This window comes from Oceanimonas sp. CAM02 (genome assembly GCF_032842915.1).
Lineage (GTDB): Bacteria > Pseudomonadota > Gammaproteobacteria > Enterobacterales > Aeromonadaceae > Oceanimonas > Oceanimonas smirnovii.
In genome coordinates this window covers 135,201-149,140 of record NZ_JAWJBK010000030.1, presented here as the reverse complement: position 1 = coordinate 149,140, position 13,940 = coordinate 135,201, and the positions used below count along the sequence as shown (strand labels likewise).

Below are 13,940 nucleotides of genomic sequence, written 5' to 3'. Positions count from 1 at the left end.
ACTGGCGCACGAACTCGCCCCATCCTGCATCAGCAATGGCCTTGCTGAGTGTCGGGTTGCGGATCATGTTTTTCACTGTCAGGGATTCAACGCAGACTACTTGGTTCTCGTTAATCAATCTGCGGGACAGCTTGTGCAAGTTGTCCTGTCGGCAATCGGAGATTTTAGCGTGAAGTTTCGCCACCTTCTGGCGGGCCTTGGCACGGTTGGCCGAGCCGAGCTTTTTCTTGCTCAGCCGGCGCTGTGCCTTGGCCAGCCTGGCGGCGTATTTCGCGGTATGGCGGGGATTGCCGACCCGTTCACCCTGGTCGGTGATAAACAGATCTGTCAGGCCCAGATCAATGCCGGTCATGTTGGGGGTAACCGGCAGTGTGCCGGGCTCGAACTCACACAGGCAGCTCACAAAGTAACGGCCTGCCGAGTCTTTGGAAACGGTTATGGTGCTGGGCTCGCCGGGCAGTTCACGGCTCCAGCGAATATTCAGCGGGGTTTTGCTCTTGGCCAGATACAGCTTGCCGTTCCGGTATTTGAAGGCCGAGCGGGTGAACTCCGCCGACTGGCGGTGGCGTTTGTGCTTAAATACCGGATATTTGGCACGGCCTTCAAAGAAGTTTTTGAAGGCGGTTTGCTGGTGGCGAAGGCATTGCTGCAAGGGCACACACGACACCTCAGACAGAAACGCCAGCTCAGGATCTTTTTTGAGTTCGGTCAGTCGGGCGTTAGCACCAACGTAGCCGATTTTTTCCTGACGCAGCTCAAACGCATCGGTACGCCAGCGCAGTATGGCGTTATAGACAAAACGCACACAGCCGAAGGTCCGAGCCAGCAGCTCAGTCTGTTCGAGGGTCGGGTAAAACCGATATTTATAGGCGCGTTTCGTCATGCGCTTAGTTTAGTAAACCACTGTATAGATAGCCAGTTTAAAAGGAGAGACGGGAACAGGGGCGGCTGACGCCGCCGTGCTATCCCTCCCCGCCCTGAAAGGACGGGGTTTCCCGCGCAAAATTGATGAACATGGAAAAACGCCGCCTTATTCTGAAGCGGCTGCGGGCGGAAAACCCCCACCCCACTACCGAGTTGAACTTCAACAACCCGTTTGAGCTGCTGATTGCGGTGCTGCTCTCGGCTCAGGCCACCGACGTGAGCGTGAACAAGGCCACCATTGGGCTGTTTGCCGCCGGCCCTACCCCCGCCGCCATGCTGGCGCTGGGTGTAGACGGCGTAAAAGAGCACATCAAGACCATTGGCCTGTTCAACTCCAAAGCGGAAAACGTTATCAAGACCTGTGCCATACTGCTGGAAAAGCACAATGGCGAGGTACCGGAAAGCCGTGAGGCGCTGGAAGCCTTACCCGGTGTGGGCCGCAAAACCGCCAACGTGGTGCTCAACACCGCCTTTGGCTGGCCCACCATTGCCGTGGACACGCATATTTTCCGGCTGTCTAACCGCACTAAGTTCGCGCCGGGCAAAAACGTCGACGAAGTGGAGCAAAAGCTGCTGAAGTGGGTGCCCGCCGAGTTCAAGCTCGATGCGCACCACTGGTTTATTCTGCATGGACGCTATGTCTGCACCGCCCGCAAGCCCCGCTGTGGCGCCTGCGTGATCGAGGATTTGTGCGAATTTAAAGACAAGCAATATCCGGCCGGTGAATAACCGCGCCAACACTCAATAAACGGGAGCAACAACATGCGTATTCTGCACACCATGCTGCGAGTGGGTAACCTGGACAAGTCCATCGCCTTTTACACCGACATTATGGGCATGAAACTGCTGCGTACCAGCGAAAATGCCGAGTATGAATACACCCTGGCCTTTGTGGGCTATGGCGAGGAAAAAGACGAAGCCGTGCTGGAGCTGACCTATAACTGGGGTACCGAGAGCTACGATCTGGGTAACGCTTACGGCCATATCGCCATTGAAGCGAAAGATATTTATGGCATGTGCGAGCAAATTCGCGCCGCCGGCGGCAAAGTCACCCGCGAGCCGGGCCCGGTAAAAGGCGGCAGCACTGTGATTGCCTTTGTGGAAGATCCGGACGGCTACAAAATTGAGCTGATCGCCAAAGACGACGCCGGCAAGGGGCTCGGACAATAATCCAGCCATAAACTTTAAGCTGTCAGCTATAAGCCGAACCAAGGGCCTGTAAGCACACACCGTGCCTGCAGACCCTATGCTGTCATTCCGGCCCAAGAGCCGGAATCCATTTTAAAGACCAGACTGCTTCTGCAGACACAGCTGTGAACGCACAATCCCCGCCACTTACAGCTGATAGCTGACCGCTTACAGCTCCCCGAAGGGGCTTAACGCATGGGCAGCTCTACGTCCTCAAACAGCTTTTCTATTTCATCCGGGGCTTTCAGAGCAATGGCTCTGTCTACCCGCTCACGGGTAAGATGCGGAGCGAAACGCTCCATAAAGTCATACATATAGCTGCGCAGAAAAGTGCCCTTGCGAAAACCGATTTTAGTGGTGCTGGGATCAAACAAATGACCGGCATCAATGGCCACCAGATCACTGTCTTCTACCGGATCAACGGCCATACTGGCCAGCACACCAATACCAATGCCAAGACGCACATAGGTTTTGATCACATCAGCATCGGTCGCGGTAAACACCACATTAGGCTCATAACCGGCACGGTTAAAGGCGACATCCAGCTCGGAGCGACCAGTAAAACCGAACACATAAGTCACCAGCGGAAACCCGGCAATGTCGGCAATGCCCGGCTTGCTGATCGAGGCCAGCGGATGATCCTTTGGCACCAGAATACAACGATTCCAGTGATAACAGGGCAGCATGATCAGATCCTGATAAAGGTGCATGGCCTCGGTGGCAATGGCAAAGTCGGACGAGCCCTTGGCCACCGACTCGCTGATCTGCACCGGTGTGCCCTGATGCATATGTAAAGACACCTTGGGATAGCGCTGAATAAAGCCCTTGATCACACCGGGCAGCGCATAGCGGGCCTGGGTATGAGTAGTGGAAATGTTCAGCGAGCCCTGATCCGGGTGGGTATGCTGGCTAGCGACTGCCTTGATGCTCTCCACCTTGCCCAGTATTTCACTGGAAATGCGAATAATGTCACGGCCGGCAGGCGTAATTTGGGTAAGATGCTTGCCACTGCGTTCGAACACCTGAACTCCCAGCTCATCTTCCAGCATACGTACCTGCTTGCTGATGCCCGGCTGAGAGGTATACAAGCTCTCTGCGGTAGCAGAAACATTGAGGTTATGATTGGCAACCTCGACGATATAGCGCAACTGTTGAAGCTTCATGATGCTCCGAATTCATGGTGACTTGTGTAAATACTACCAGACCTTGGCAAAAGATCCTCTGAATTGAAGCCGTTATACCTTATCAATGACCAGCTAACGGTCTGAAACTTCGTGTCTTATTGGTGCAGGACGTTAGCCAAAGCCGGTTGTGTGAGTTAACATTTCAGCTCATGCGTGACCCAATTCTAGCGAGCCTTGCCGATGATACTGACCCTGGTACTGATAACCATAGGCGCCCTGCTGTTCCTCGTTATCGTTTACAACATGCTGCAGCAATATCGGCAAAAGCAGGCAGCAGAAAAACGCAGCATTCTGGTGCGCCAGAACCAGATTGTGAATGAAACCGAAGAGCTGCTGCTCAATGCCGGACAGCTGCCTTATAGCCGCACTCTGGTGCTTACACTGTATCAGCGGGTCCGGCACAGTCTCAAAACCATGCTGGAAGCGGACCCGGGCAACCCTCAGCTAACCGGCCGGCTCAATAACGTCCAGCAGCAGATCCAGGACGCCCGAGACAACTTTCCGCCGGTGCAGGGCAGCTTTCGCCGGCCCGAGTCGGATCAGCAGGCACTGCACATGCTGCGGCTGGTGAAACGGCTGCGCAATGTGGTACGTCAGGAGCATAACCGCGGCAAGATAGGCTCTCAGGCCTTTGTGGCGGAAGATCGTCGTCTTGAGCTGGTGCAGCTGAAAATCAACCTTTCCAACCTGCTCAAACGAGTACGTATGAGTCTGAACAACCGGGAAACCGCCGCCGCCCGCCAGATGCTGGAAAAAGGCAAAAAAATTCTGGCCAATCTGCCCGATAAAGACGAGCAGCTGCTGAATATTGAAGAAACCATTCAGACCTGGATTAACGACATGGACACCAGGCAGCAGCAGGCGGAGCAGCAAAAAGAGGAACAAGAAAACGAAAAATCCGAACTGGATGTGTTGTTTGAGCCAAAACGCAAATGGTAAGTACCCTTGATGCCCTGCTGGGCGATACTCAGACTTTTTTTAATGATCTGGCTGCCGGCTTTATAAAACATGGTCTGCCGCTGAATCTGGGTCCCATGGATCACATCTGTTACCGGGCATCCAGCGCTCAGGAATATTTGTCACTCAAAACCGCACTGGCCCGGCACGGCACCGTGCTGGTGGAAGGCATGATTGGCGGCCGCCCCATTATTACCTGGGCCCTGCATCAGCCGCTGGCCGGTCCTTTTGGCCCCGTGCCCTGCCTGGAGCTGGCCGCGCCCAAACCCGGCAAAACCCACTGCACCGGGCTGGAGCATGGCGAAATAGTGGTGCCCTGCCTGCACACCTTGCTTGAGAACTACTCACATGTGCCGTTTAACCAAGCTGCCATGCCCGCCGAGCTGACCCTGGCCCTGTCCCCGTTGCAGGTAAAGTTTCACTGCCAAAGTCTGGCCGATACCATTGCGACAGAAATCACCGAAGGTGCAGTCGTCCCGGTACCGGAAGATTATTTTTAAAAACGCCGTCACACCCGGAGCCTCTGCCAAAGCGACCATGTCTTTTATGCATCACAGCACGACTGCACTCGCCCCAGCCGCACCGTCAGTAATGCGGTGATGCTCATGACCACTATCATGCCCACGGCCACACCTGGCAGGCCCCCGGCCTGCCAGAACGGATAAAGATACAAACCGCCCAGGCTGGCACCGGCATAATAGAACACCAGATACAGTGACGACGCCAGTGCCCGGTTGTGCGTCACACTGCGCCCTACCCAGCTGCTGGCACAGGCATGAGCCAGAAAAAATGCAAAGCTGTCGATTAACAACGTGGCCATCAGCACCGGCAAACGCGCACTGAACAATCCAAGGCTGCCCAGGGCCATCAGCACAATGGCGGCCAGCAGCGTGTTGGTCAGCCCGAAGCGGCTGATCAGTATGCCACTGACTCCGGAGGCCAGGGTTCCGGTGAGGTAGGTTAAAAACAGCAGGCCCAGGGCGGCGGGTGCCATGGATACCGGCGGTGCCGATAAATAAAAGGCCACATAGGTGTACTGATTAAGAAACACCATAAAATTAAGCCCGCCTACCAGATAAATGGGCCATAGCAGCGGGTTGCGCACATGCTCCAGCAAAGCATGACTGCCATCGCCTTTGCCGGCCGGCACAAAGCAGCGGGAGTCGGGCAACAAGCGTGGCAACAGCGCCCACAGCAGCAGACTGACCGCGCTCAGCACCAGAAACGCCTGCTGCCAGTGGCCGCTCCAGCCGGCAATCAGGCCACCGAACACCCGGCCACCAATACCACCCAGGGAGTTTGCGGCAATATAGATGCCAATGCTGGTAACCAGCGCGCGTGGGGTAAACTCTTCCCCCATATAGGCCACAGCGGTAGCCGGCAGTCCTGCCAGAAAAAAGCCCTGCAACCCCCGCAACGCGACCAGGCTGGCATAGTTGGGTGCCCAGGCCATTAACAACCCCAGCACAATGGCCACCAGCAGGGTGCCCAGCATCACTCGCTTGCGGCCAATCCGATCTGCAATCCGGGCCCAGAACAACAAGCCGGTGGCCAGCCCCAGCGTGGCCGCCGACAAGGCCCAGCCCGCCCCCAGCGCCGACAGTGAAAAATCCTGCGCCAGCATGGGCAGCAAGGGCTGAGCCACATACAGATTAAGAAATACCAGCATGGAGCCCAGGCCCAGCGCCAGGGTGGCTCGCCACCAGGGGGATGTTTTTAACTCATGCATGGCAAACTCGTGAATAGGAGGAACACGCTTTCACTTTACGCCCGGCATAAAAATAAGTTAAATATATAAAAATTATTAATTAAATAACAAATAGTGATGATTGATCCTCGCTGGCTGAAACAGTTTATGGCTGTGGCCCACACCGGCAACATTACCCGTGCCGCCGAGCAGCTGCATCTGGCGCAGCCCGCCGTTACCATGACCATTAAAAAGCTGGAGCAACAGCTGTCCCTCACTCTGTTTGAGCGGCATCAGGGCAGGCTGCACCTTACCGCTGAAGGCAAACGCCTGTTTGAGCACAGCGAACGCATTCTGGCCGCTCTTGCCCTGGCCGAGCAGGATATGAGCGCCCTGCACAACCTGGAAGCCGGTGAAGTGACCATTGGCATTCCCAGCATGCTGGGCTCATTTTATTTTCCGCCGCTGTTAATGGCCTTTAAACACCGTTACTCAGGCTTGAGCATTCGCGTAGAGGAAGCCGGAACTCAGATAGTGCTGGATCAGCTGCTGAAAGGCCGGCTGGGACTTGGCATAGTGCTTACCTCGGACTTGCCTGCCGGCCTGAATGGTCTGCCGTTACTGCGGGAAGAAATGGTGGCGGTGGTGGCCCGGGAACACCCCTTTGCTCACAAGCAGAGCCTGGCACTGACCGAGTTTCTGGGGGAAGAACTGGCGGTATTTCGCCATGGCTTTCATTTAAGAGAGCATATAGACGATATGGCCCGCACCCTTGGCATACAACCGCGCATCGGCTTTGAGAGTAACCTGATCCCGCTGTTAAAGGCCGTGGTACGCCAGGGATTTGCCATTACCAGCTTTTTGCGCATGGTGGTGGAGCAAGACCAGGATCTGGTGCCCATCTCATTTGACACCCCCTATTTTCTCGACCTGTGCCTGGCCTGGCCCAAAGACAGGCGGCTGTCCCGGGCTGAACAGGCCTTTATTAAGTTTATTCGAGAGCAAAACAGAGGTGCTTTACAACATAACAAGCAAACTGTTATAACGTAACAAAGTCAATTATCGGAACACCACATGAACCTGAAACCCCTGCTTTTTATCCTGCTGCCTGCCACCCTTTCCGCTCATGCTCAGCATGGTGTTCACGAACACGGCTTTGGCCAGCTGAACCTGGTGTTAAGCCAACAGCAGCTGGTGCTGGAGCTGCATTCTCCTGCGGCCGACATAGTGGGTTTTGAACATAATCCTGCCACTGGCGAAGAGCAGGCTGCCTATGATCAGGCCCTGCAAAAAGCGCAACATGCCGCTGCTCTGTTTACTCTGCCTGCCTCTGCAGGTTGCGAACTGCAACAGACCCGTCATATTGAACAGGAAGATCATGAGCATGGTGAGCATCAACACGAAGAACATGATCACGAACACGGGCATACCGATATTCAGCTGCACTATTCCTGGCAGTGCAGCCAGCCCGACGCCCTGAACGCACTCGATGCCAGCGGCCTGTTTACACAATTCCCGAGCTTTCACCGCATTGAGCTGCAAGGCATAGTGCCCGCCGGCCAGATTGCTGCCACCCTCACAGCACAGCAGCCTGGGGCTAGCTGGTAGTGGCTGAACTGCTGTCCATCGAACAGCTGTCGTTTGCCTGGCCGGGCCAGGCAAACCTGCTGAACATTGACTCACTCAGTCTGAAACCGGGCGACAGACTGTTTATCAAGGGCCCCAGTGGCAGCGGCAAAAGCACGCTGCTGGGACTGCTTGCAGGCATACTCAAGCCAAACAGCGGCCGCCTGCGTATTCTGGGGCAGGATCTGGCCCGGTTGTCCGGTCCTCAGCGAGACCGGTTTCGTGCCAACCATCTGGGGTATATTTTTCAGCAGTTTAATCTGCTGCCCTATTTGCCGGTAATGGAAAACGTCACCGCCGCGCTCATTTTCTCCCCTCACAAGCGCAAGCAATTAACCGCTTCGCCCAAACAGGAAGCCGCCCGTCTGCTGGCAGCATTGCAACTGCCGGACGCACTGTGGCAGCAACCGGTGCACCGGCTCAGTATTGGCCAGCAGCAACGGGTGGCTGCCGCCCGGGCACTGATTGGCCGGCCGGCACTGGTGATTGCCGACGAACCCACCTCGGCACTGGATGCCGATAACCGCACCGCCTTTATGGAGCTGCTGTTTGCCGAATGCGAGCACGCCGGCAGCGGCCTGGTATTTGTCAGTCATGACAGCGCACTGGAGCCGCTGTTTTCTCACGTGACGTCTCTTAAGCAACTGAACGGAGCCAACGATGCTGAGCCTGGCCTTTAGCAGCTTGTGGGCACGCCGGCTGACCGCCGGCCTGACGGTGCTGGCCATTGCCATCAGCGTGGTGCTGCTGGTGGGCGTGAACAAGGTACAGAGCGAGCTTAAAAACAGCTTTTCCCGCACCATTTCCGGCACGGATCTGATTGTGGGTGCCCGCTCAGGGCAGATTAACCTGCTGCTGTATTCGGTATTTCGCATCGGCAACCCCACCAACAACATCAGCTGGCAGTCTTATCAGCGTATCAAACAGCACAAGGCCGTGGCCTGGACCATACCGTTATCGCTGGGCGACTCCCATCAGGGCTTTCGTGTGCTGGGTACCAGCGAGGATTATTTTCGCCACTATGGCTATGGCCGTAAACAGTCCCTTGCGTTTGCCGAGGGCCGCCCCTTTGCCGATACCTTTGAAGCGGTCATTGGTGCCGAGGTGGCACGCCGGCTCGGCTATCAGCCCGGTGATCAACTGATCATCGCTCACGGTGCCGGCAACACCTCCTTCAGCCTGCATGAGGATCTGCCCTTTACCCTGGTGGGCATTCTTGAGCCCACCGGCACGCCGGTAGACAAAACCGTGCATGTGCGCCTGGACGGCCTGGAAGCCATTCATCTGGGCTGGTAAAGCGGCCGGCAGACTCACACTCTCACCCATGAGCAGGCCCGATCGCGCGATTTAACCCCCGGGGCCATTACTGCCTTTCTGGTGGGGATGAACAATCCGGTGCAGACGTTTGGCCTGCAACGCAGCATCAACCGTTATCGCGGTGAGCCACTGTCGGCGATTTTGCCCGGCACTGCCCTGCATGAGCTGTGGAGCATGATGAGCATGGCAGAGCAGGCCATTGCGCTGATTGCCCTGTTTGTGGTGGTGGCCGGCCTGCTGGGCATGCTCACCACCCTGCTGGCCGGCCTCACCGCCCGGCGGCGGGAGCTGGCCATTTTGCGCTCACTGGGGGCCGGACCACAACATTTGTTTACCCTGCTGATCCTGGAAGCGGCATTATTAACCCTGCTGGGGCTGATGTTTGGCATGGCGCTGCTGTATGGCATTTTGCTGGTTGCCGCTCCGGCGCTGCAGGCAAGCTACGGCCTGCAACTGCAGCCGGGGCTGCCCTCGGCCAATGAGTGGCGCTTGCTTGGCTGCATCTGGCTGGCGGGCATTATTACCGGCCTGCTGCCGGCGGCACAGGCCTTTCGATACTCTCTTAACGATGGCATGAGCATTAAACAGTGAAACTGATACACACTTTTCTGGGGCTGGTACTGCTGGCCCTGGCCGGTACCACTCTCGCCAATGAATACCAGCTGACCGACTGGAATGATCTCATTCTGCTGGAAGAGCAACTGAATCCGCCACCCATTCCGGCAGTGGATCATGAAGACGAGTTTGCCATTCCACCTCAGCCTGTGGGCAAGGTAGTGCCCGCCATGAACGGCAAAAAAATACGACTGCCGGGCTTTGTGGTGCCGCTGGAAGGCGACAGCGAAACCATTACCCAGTTTTTTCTGGTGCCTTTTTTTGGTGCCTGCATTCATGTGCCGCCACCTCCCACCAACCAGATTGTGTATGTCAATTATCCCAAAGGAGCCAAGGTGGATGATCTCTGGGATGCGGTCTGGGTGGCAGGCACACTCAGCACTGTGTCTGCCAGCAACGACATTGCCGACGCCGCCTACTCGCTGGAAGGCGTCTCGGTAGAGCCTTACGATCTTTAATTCGGCGTTGCTTCGCCAAGCAGAGCCGCCACCAGCTCGGCAGCAGGCATGGCACGGGCCTTTTTTACCCCTGTGCCGGCCCAGTGGGCAGCAAAGTCATGGCAACCTTGCGCCGCTGCCGCGCCATGCAGCTGTTTGGCGGCGTGGTAGGCAACCGGATAGTCAGGCGCCACCGGGGCGTCTGCTGCCTCACCATGTTCAATAAAACGGTTCACCAGCCCCCGGGCCGGCCGGCCCGACAGGGTGCGGGTTAACCGGGTGTTGCCGCCTTGCAGCAGCCGCTGCCGGTAGGCCTCATTGGCCGCCGACTCAGGACAGGCCACAAAGGCCGTGCCCAGCTGCACCGCTGCGGCCCCCAGTGCCTGCATGGCCTGTATATCTGCGCCATCCATGATGCCGCCGGCGGCAATCACCGGCAGCCGGCACTCCGCCACCAGCAGGCGTACCAGCTCACTGGTGGTCAGCTCACCGTCTTCTGCGTCCGGATCAAACATGCCTCTGTGGCCACCTGCTTCTATACCCTGTGCCACCACGCCGTGAATGCCGGCAGCCTCGATGGCGCGGGCTTCTTCAAGACGAGTGGCACTGGCCAGCGTGATCACGCCGGCATGATGCAGACGCTCAATAAAAGACGCCGGCGGCAAACCAAAATGAAAGCTGACCACGGCAGGGCGCAGCTCCAGCAGCAAGGCCTGCATGGGCTCGTTATCATTAAAACTGGTATAAATTTCTTCCAGTTGCGCCGGTGCCTGCCCGCCCTGCTCTGTAAACAGCGGCTGCAAATACGCCAGCCAGGCCGCCTCCACGGCGTCATCTCTTTGCGCCGGCGCATGACAGAACACATTGACGTTAAAGGGATTATCAGTAAGTGCCTGAAGCTGCTCAATCTGCTCACGGGCACTGGCCACCGAGCTTGCACCCAGACCCAGTGAGCCCAGCCCGCCGGCATTGGACACCGCCGCCGCCAGCGCCGGAGTGGATACGCCGGCCATGGGCGCCTGAATAATGTTTCTTTGTTGCAGCAGGGTTTGAATGGTTAACATGCGTGCTCCCGATGGTTTAGTTGTTTCAGCATCCATACATCACAACCGCCATGCTCCGAGGCCACCAAGGGTGCTTCAAGGTGCTGAAAGCCCAGCTGTTCATACAGGTGTATGGCCGCCGTCATATTGCCGAGAGTATCGAGGTAACAGGCGGTAAAACCTCGCTCTGTGGCAAAGGCCAGACAGGCCTCGGCCAGTTGCCGGCCCAGCCCGTGCCCGCGTGCCCCGGGTAATAAAAACAGCTTTTTCAGCTCGCAAATATTCCCCAGCGGCGAAATGCCGGCCCCGCCCACTATTTCACCATTAAGCCGGGCCACAAAATAACGGCTGTTATTCTCCGGACGGTAATGGCGGCTCATACACTGCACTTCTGTATCGCCGGGACCAAAGCCCTCGCCCACCGCGCCAAACTCGGCCCCCACACACTGAATAATACGGCATATGGCCGCATCGTCTGCGGGAGTAATGGACATCACAGATTTCATGTTTTTCTCTCACAAAAATGCCGGAAGATAAACGTAAACAAACCAAAAGGTATCATGGTATCTGCGGCGACAGTATGGCAAACGCACTGATACCCCTGCACTTTATGCTGCCTTACCGTCATTATCATTGCATTGCGGCTATGTTAGGCTGTTTTGTCAGGAAGTTTTATGCAGGCGGCATCTTTGTCGCAACATTCATTCCACCAGCCAAGCGGAGGCCACTGGTGAATCTGACAACCAAAATACTGTTGCCATTAATCTGGCTGCTCTGTGCTATTCCTGCGGGCCTGGTTCAGGCTCAGCAAGCCGGCCAGACAAAGGATAACCCTTCCTATGCGGCGCTGGCTGATCTGCTGGAAAACGAGCAGTCCCGTGAAAAGCTGATAAACGAGCTGCGCACCATGGCAGACGAGACGGCGACCCAGGCTGAAACGGTAGCGGAAGAGGCCTCGGCAGCGTCTTCGTCCAGCCGCGAGCTGGCTCAAACCACACGAGCCATTGCCGAGGGCATTGGTGAACAGTTCACCGCGCTGGCAGAGGTGGTGAATGGTCTGGTAGACGGTCAGGTAGCCAGTGACGAGCAGTTCAGTCTGGCCGGTTTGATGGAAGCCACCCTTAACCTGAGCCTGGTAATAGTGGCAACGCTGCTGGTCTTTATGCTGATGCGCCGGCTGATTGGCCCTTTGCTTTATGCCCGGCTGGATAACTGGGCCCTGCACGGTGCCGGCAACACCCCTGTTATTCGGCGGGTCATTTGCGTGGCCCTCGCCGCTGCGGTGGATGTGGTGATTGTGGGGCTGGCCTATGTGGGCGGCAACCTGGTGGCCACCTTTCTGGTGGGCGAAAGCGGTGAACAAACCACACAGGCCTCTTTGTTTCTGAACGCCTTTATGGTGATCGAGCTGCTGAAAGCGGGCCTGCGCATGTTGTTTTCCCGCCGTTACGATGGCCTGCGCCTGCTGCCCATCAATGCCAGTGAAGCCGCCTACTGGAACCGTCACATGGCACTGCTGATTGGCTTGCTGGGTTATGGTGTTATGGTGGCTGAGCCCCTGATCAGCATTCATATTTCCGCAGCCCTGAGCCAGGGTATAAACACATTACTGATGCTGGCCGCCTTTATGTATGCCGCCATCATTATTCTGAAAAACCGTCGCCGGCTGGCGGGCATTATTCGCACCAAAGCCGAGCAAAGCCCCATGGCCACCAGCAAAATCAGCCTGCATCTGCTGGCTCGTACCTGGCATGTGCTGGCGCTGGGTTATTTTGCCGTGGTGCTGGTGCTGGTGCTGTTAAGTCCGGCCAATGCCCTGCCCTTTGTGCTGTTTGCCACCCTGAAAACCCTGGGCATTATTGTGGTGGGTTTGTTGCTGTCTACTCTGCTGGGCCAGACCATAGGCCGGCGCATTCAGCTGTCACCGGAACTTCGCCGCAAAATGCCGCTGCTGGAAGCAAGACTGAACAGCTATGTACCCAATGCCCTGCGCTTTTTGCGCTTTCTGGTATTGGCAGCGGTTATTTTGCTGTCGTTTAATGCCTGGCACGTCCTGGATCTGGCCACCTGGTATGCCTCGGAAGCAGGCGGTGTGCTGATGGGCCGCATCATTGCCGTGGCCATTGTGCTGGCAGTGGCGGCTGCCATCTGGGTAACCTGTGCCAGCCTGATTGAACACAAGCTCAATCCGGAAACCGGCACCGGCATTCCCTCGGCACGCACACAGACCCTGCTGTCATTGTTCCGTAGTGCGCTGGCGGTGCTGCTGGTCACCATGACGGTGATGATTGCTCTGGCCGAGCTTGGCATTAATATAGGCCCGCTGATTGCCGGTGCCGGTGTGCTGGGTCTGGCCATTGGTTTTGGTGCCCAGAAGCTGGTGCAGGATGTGATCACCGGTATTTTCATTCAGATTGAAAACGCCATGAACACCGGCGATGTGGTCACCCTGGGTGGCATTACCGGCACTGCAGAGAAGCTCAGCATTCGCTCTGTGGGCATTCGCGATCTGAACGGCACCTACCATATTATTCCCTTCTCCAGTGTGGATACGGTGTCCAACTATATGCGTGACTTTGCCTACCATGTGGGTGAATACCGGGTGTCTTACCGGGAGAACATTGACGACGCCATTGCCCATCTGCAAAACGCCTTTGAAGAGCTGGCCGCCGATGAAGCACAAAAGCCCTACGTGCTGGAGGCGCTGGAAGTGGCCGGCGTGGTGGCCCTGGCCGACAGCTCGGTGAACATTCGCGTGCGCATTAAAACCGTGCCCGGCATGCAGTGGGCCGTGGGCCGTGCCTATAACCGGCTGGTGAAAATGCACTTTGAGCAGGCAGGCATTGAAATTCCCTACCCCCAGAGCACGGTGCATTTTGAAGGCAGCCGTCAGGGCGTGGCACCCGCGCTCAAGCTGGAGCAGGCAGGCGAACGCTACAGCGGCTGACTGATAAATTGATGT

At 56.8% G+C, this 13,940-nt stretch carries 14 protein-coding genes and 1 pseudogene; 10 read left to right on the top strand and 5 right to left on the bottom strand.

Annotation, left to right across the window (positions count from 1 at the left end):
• Positions 1-883 (bottom strand): transposase (locus tag R0I78_RS11975; protein ID WP_317075478.1); only part of this gene is annotated, 883 nt, incomplete at its 3' end.
• 125 nt (positions 884-1,008) lie between these two features.
• Here R0I78_RS11975 and nth point away from each other — a divergent pair.
• The gene (gene nth / locus R0I78_RS11970) at positions 1,009-1,653 is read left to right on the top strand and encodes an endonuclease III (protein ID WP_317075477.1); all 645 of its coding nucleotides are present in this window, start codon (positions 1,009-1,011) and stop codon (positions 1,651-1,653) included.
• A gap of 33 nt (positions 1,654-1,686) precedes the next feature.
• Positions 1,687-2,094, top strand: coding sequence for a lactoylglutathione lyase (gloA, locus tag R0I78_RS11965; protein WP_317075476.1), 408 nt, complete (start codon positions 1,687-1,689; stop codon positions 2,092-2,094).
• A 206-nt stretch (positions 2,095-2,300) separates the two neighbouring features.
• Here the strand turns inward: gloA and cysB are convergent, their stop codons facing one another.
• Positions 2,301-3,275 (bottom strand): HTH-type transcriptional regulator CysB, encoded by a 975-nt coding sequence (cysB, locus tag R0I78_RS11960; protein ID WP_019935389.1) that lies wholly within the window; start codon positions 3,273-3,275, stop codon positions 2,301-2,303.
• Positions 3,276-3,476: 201 nt separating this feature from the next.
• On the opposite strand from cysB, the gene R0I78_RS11955 reads away from it, so the two are divergent.
• A complete protein-coding gene (locus R0I78_RS11955) occupies positions 3,477-4,235 on the top strand; it encodes a hypothetical protein (RefSeq protein WP_019935390.1) in 759 nt (252 codons plus the stop codon).
• Entirely contained in the window at positions 4,229-4,753 is a 525-nt protein-coding gene (locus tag R0I78_RS11950; protein WP_317075475.1) for a VOC family protein, read from the top strand. The genes R0I78_RS11955 and R0I78_RS11950 overlap by 7 nt, the downstream gene beginning before the upstream one ends.
• Positions 4,754-4,797: 44 nt before the next feature.
• On the opposite strand, the gene R0I78_RS11945 is transcribed toward R0I78_RS11950, so the two are convergent.
• Positions 4,798-5,982 carry an MFS transporter gene (locus R0I78_RS11945; protein WP_317075474.1) on the bottom strand — a complete coding sequence of 395 codons (1,185 nt, stop codon included), beginning with the start codon at positions 5,980-5,982 and terminating at the stop codon, positions 4,798-4,800.
• A 96-nt stretch (positions 5,983-6,078) separates the two neighbouring features.
• Between R0I78_RS11945 and R0I78_RS11940 the strand changes: the two genes are divergently transcribed.
• From R0I78_RS11940 to R0I78_RS11920, 5 genes and pseudogenes are all read left to right on the top strand, one after another.
• Positions 6,079-6,990, top strand: a complete 912-nt coding sequence (locus R0I78_RS11940; RefSeq protein WP_317075473.1) for a LysR family transcriptional regulator — start codon at positions 6,079-6,081, stop codon at positions 6,988-6,990.
• 24 nt (positions 6,991-7,014) lie between these two features.
• Positions 7,015-7,548 (top strand): DUF2796 domain-containing protein, encoded by a 534-nt coding sequence (locus R0I78_RS11935; RefSeq protein WP_317075472.1) that lies wholly within the window; start codon positions 7,015-7,017, stop codon positions 7,546-7,548.
• Positions 7,548-8,246, top strand: coding sequence for an ATP-binding cassette domain-containing protein (locus R0I78_RS11930; RefSeq protein WP_317075471.1), 699 nt, complete (start codon positions 7,548-7,550; stop codon positions 8,244-8,246). The genes R0I78_RS11935 and R0I78_RS11930 overlap by 1 nt, the downstream gene beginning before the upstream one ends.
• A pseudogene (locus R0I78_RS11925) lies at positions 8,227-9,474 on the top strand (ABC transporter permease). Before R0I78_RS11930 ends, R0I78_RS11925 begins: the two are co-directional and overlap by 20 nt.
• On the top strand, positions 9,471-9,956 hold the full coding sequence (locus tag R0I78_RS11920) for a DUF3299 domain-containing protein (protein ID WP_317075470.1): 486 nt from the start codon (positions 9,471-9,473) through the stop codon (positions 9,954-9,956). Before R0I78_RS11925 ends, R0I78_RS11920 begins: the two are co-directional and overlap by 4 nt.
• Here the strand turns inward: R0I78_RS11920 and R0I78_RS11915 are convergent.
• Both R0I78_RS11915 and R0I78_RS11910 read right to left on the bottom strand, forming a co-directional pair.
• Entirely contained in the window at positions 9,953-10,999 is a 1,047-nt protein-coding gene (locus tag R0I78_RS11915; protein ID WP_317075469.1) for a nitronate monooxygenase, read from the bottom strand. The genes R0I78_RS11920 and R0I78_RS11915 overlap by 4 nt on opposite strands.
• Positions 10,993-11,484 carry a GNAT family N-acetyltransferase gene (locus R0I78_RS11910; RefSeq protein WP_317075468.1) on the bottom strand — a complete coding sequence of 164 codons (492 nt, stop codon included), beginning with the start codon at positions 11,482-11,484 and terminating at the stop codon, positions 10,993-10,995. The genes R0I78_RS11915 and R0I78_RS11910 overlap by 7 nt, the downstream gene beginning before the upstream one ends.
• Before the next feature lie 224 nt (positions 11,485-11,708).
• On the opposite strand from R0I78_RS11910, the gene ybiO reads away from it, so the two are divergent.
• Positions 11,709-13,925, top strand: coding sequence for a mechanosensitive channel protein (ybiO, locus tag R0I78_RS11905; RefSeq protein ID WP_317075467.1), 2,217 nt, complete (start codon positions 11,709-11,711; stop codon positions 13,923-13,925).
• Positions 13,926-13,940: the final 15 nt, after the last annotated feature.

Excerpts from the sequence above, each read along its gene's own strand:
- nth (WP_317075477.1), top strand. The coding sequence starts at position 1,009 with ATGAACATGGAAAAACGCCGCCTTATTCTGAAGCGGCTGCGGGCGGAA.
- gloA (WP_317075476.1), top strand. The coding sequence starts at position 1,687 with ATGCGTATTCTGCACACCATGCTGCGAGTGGGTAACCTGGACAAGTCC.
- cysB (WP_019935389.1), bottom strand. The coding sequence starts at position 3,275 with ATGAAGCTTCAACAGTTGCGCTATATCGTCGAGGTTGCCAATCATAAC.
- R0I78_RS11955 (WP_019935390.1), top strand. The coding sequence starts at position 3,477 with ATGATACTGACCCTGGTACTGATAACCATAGGCGCCCTGCTGTTCCTC.
- R0I78_RS11950 (WP_317075475.1), top strand. The coding sequence starts at position 4,229 with ATGGTAAGTACCCTTGATGCCCTGCTGGGCGATACTCAGACTTTTTTT.
- R0I78_RS11945 (WP_317075474.1), bottom strand. The coding sequence starts at position 5,982 with ATGCATGAGTTAAAAACATCCCCCTGGTGGCGAGCCACCCTGGCGCTG.
- R0I78_RS11940 (WP_317075473.1), top strand. The coding sequence starts at position 6,079 with ATGATTGATCCTCGCTGGCTGAAACAGTTTATGGCTGTGGCCCACACC.
- R0I78_RS11935 (WP_317075472.1), top strand. The coding sequence starts at position 7,015 with ATGAACCTGAAACCCCTGCTTTTTATCCTGCTGCCTGCCACCCTTTCC.
- R0I78_RS11915 (WP_317075469.1), bottom strand. The coding sequence starts at position 10,999 with ATGTTAACCATTCAAACCCTGCTGCAACAAAGAAACATTATTCAGGCG.
- R0I78_RS11910 (WP_317075468.1), bottom strand. The coding sequence starts at position 11,484 with ATGAAATCTGTGATGTCCATTACTCCCGCAGACGATGCGGCCATATGC.